Source organism: Paenibacillus sp. OT2-17, assembly GCF_009827695.1.
Taxonomy (GTDB): domain Bacteria; phylum Bacillota; class Bacilli; order Paenibacillales; family Paenibacillaceae; genus Paenibacillus; species Paenibacillus polymyxa_B.
The window spans coordinates 1-2,009 of record NZ_WUDQ01000635.1; the positions used below are offsets into that span (position 1 = coordinate 1).

General features: G+C 39.6%; 4 protein-coding genes. 3 read left to right on the forward strand and 1 reads right to left on the reverse strand.

Features of this window, described 5'->3' with window-relative positions:
* Positions 1 to 557: EamA family transporter (locus GRP75_RS25515; protein ID WP_160790724.1), on the reverse strand; the 557-nt coding region annotated here is incomplete at its 3' end.
* A 666-nt stretch (positions 558 to 1,223) separates the two neighbouring features.
* On the opposite strand from GRP75_RS25515, the gene GRP75_RS25520 reads away from it, so the two are divergent.
* The 3 genes from GRP75_RS25520 to GRP75_RS25530 form a co-directional block, all read left to right on the forward strand.
* Positions 1,224 to 1,370 (forward strand): PTS transporter subunit EIIB, encoded by a 147-nt coding sequence (locus GRP75_RS25520; protein ID WP_160790725.1) that lies wholly within the window; start codon positions 1,224 to 1,226, stop codon positions 1,368 to 1,370.
* Positions 1,371 to 1,479: 109 nt separating this feature from the next.
* The gene (locus tag GRP75_RS25525; RefSeq protein WP_237449195.1) at positions 1,480 to 1,905 is read left to right on the forward strand and encodes a PTS sugar transporter subunit IIA; all 426 of its coding nucleotides are present in this window, start codon (positions 1,480 to 1,482) and stop codon (positions 1,903 to 1,905) included.
* 32 nt (positions 1,906 to 1,937) lie between these two features.
* Positions 1,938 to 2,009, forward strand: a 72-nt coding sequence (locus GRP75_RS25530) for a family 1 glycosylhydrolase (RefSeq protein ID WP_483311113.1), incomplete at its 3' end; no start/stop codon positions are given.

A 2,009-nucleotide genomic window follows, 5' to 3' on the forward strand; every position in this document is an offset into this window, starting at 1 on the left:
GAAAGAAGGGCGCTTTTCAGTATTGGCGAAGTTTCTTTCTCAACAGCACCACTGAGGAAAACAAATAAAGCGAACGTTGAAGCAGCCAATAGCCCCCAAATCGTTCCTTGCCACGAGAGTGAGAGATCACCTTGAGAAAAAATGTTTGCCGCCAAAACCGAGCCGATGAGCAGTATTCCAATCGAGATAAGTTTACCCCTGGTTGGTTTTTTCTTCTGGAGAACCCATTCGTATAGTGTCCCAATCCAAACAAACTGAAATAAAAGGACGATAGCTAGGGAAGCATTTATGGTCTGTAGCGATTGATAATAAAACATACCTGTCAGTCCAAATGGAATTCCGGATAGAAGGAGTTTTGTAACCTGCTTGTACGTAAGGTTTTTCTTTTTTACAAAAATTACAAACATCCAGCTCAAAACTGCACCAAAGAAATACTGCACACCAGTTACCTCTGGTGTTGAAAAACCAGCGCTATATGCCAGTTTAACAAATGTGGAAAGTATGCCGTAACAACAACCTCCCAAGAAAACAATAACTGCATAATGCCACAACTTCATGAACAATCCTCCTTTTTTGAATACAAAAAAGCCACACAAATGCGTAAAGGCATTCGTGTGGCGAAAATAGAGATGACTCTCTAGAAAAATCCACATCCATCGGGTTTTAGTATTTCGTTCATTTCGGTATCAGTATAAAAGCAAAGGTTTGTTCTTGTCAATAATCTGACTCGGAGAGAATCAGGATGAAATCTAAAGTAGGTCAAAGCGACAGTAACAGTTAAATACAAAGTAATGTGATTAAATAGCAATCAAGCCCAAATTATTTTTTAAATATTTGGGCCAAAATTACTTCATATATGAAATGTAAGAATGTTCATGTGAATTCCTCTCTACAAGTTAAATTCCAGAGAAAAAAACCTTGCATTTTCAAAAAAGAGTGTTTTATTATTGTCCGCAAAGGGAGCTTGTACATCAACTGGATTGTGACTGTTCAATCAGGCAATACCATTTCTGGCCAGAAAAGACGTACCTTCAGCTAACTTTCACAAAATTTGAGGCCTGTGACAAATCGGAAATCGCTAACACAGCCTTACAGGATTTAACCGTTGCAGGGCAAAACCTGGATCGCTAAACTTCCAGCATGGTGATGTGCCTAAGATCTATGCACGGGGCAGCTATTCAGTTATTTTGATGCAAAGTCACAGCCAGAGAGGAAGAGTATTCATGAACTATGACCAGTTGGCCAAGGAGATTTTGTCTCGAGTTGGCGGTATTGAAAGCGTTACCAGCGTTGTTCATTGTGTAACACGGTTGCGCTTTCAATTGAAGGACGAAGGATTGTCCAAAACGGAATGGCTGCGACAGGAATGATTAAAGGATTCAATGAACTGTTTTTGTCTTTCGGTTGGATTACTGAAACATCTGGGACGTATCAATTGTCTTGATCTACTTCATTGGTTTTAAAGATCCAACAGAAACAATGTCAACAAATATGGGCGACAAACAAGAATCCATTCCCAACATAAGTCAATTGAATGACCAACCATTTGAAATTGTTAGTCCGATGACCGGTACTGTTGTTAGACTCCAAGATATTAAAGACGAGACTTTTGCAGGGGAACATATGGGTAAAGGAATAGCCATCCGCCCCACGAATGGACGTGTCATTTCCCCAGTGAACGGCATTGTACAAACGATTTACCGTACTAAACATGCCATTGGTCTCATTAGTGATGACGGGGTAGAAATACTCATTCATATCGGACAAGATACGGTTCAGTTAAAAGGTCAGCATTTCAATGCATTTGTTAAGGATGGTGATCGTGTTCAGGTCGGTGATGTCATTGTAGAGACCAAAAATGACATGGTTAATGAAAAAGAACATTTAATCAAAGTATATGTATAAAAATAGGGAGGTACGTGGAAATGTTTAATGAAATCACTAAATTCCCGGATAATTTTCTGTGGGGTGGAGCTACAGCTGCGAATCAAATTGAGGGAGCTTACCTG

Bases quoted from the DNA above. Each gene is read 5' to 3' on its own strand.
- GRP75_RS25525 (WP_237449195.1), top strand. From the start codon at position 1,480: ATGTCAACAAATATGGGCGACAAACAAGAATCCATTCCCAACATAAGT.
- GRP75_RS25520 (WP_160790725.1), top strand. From the start codon at position 1,224: ATGAACTATGACCAGTTGGCCAAGGAGATTTTGTCTCGAGTTGGCGGT.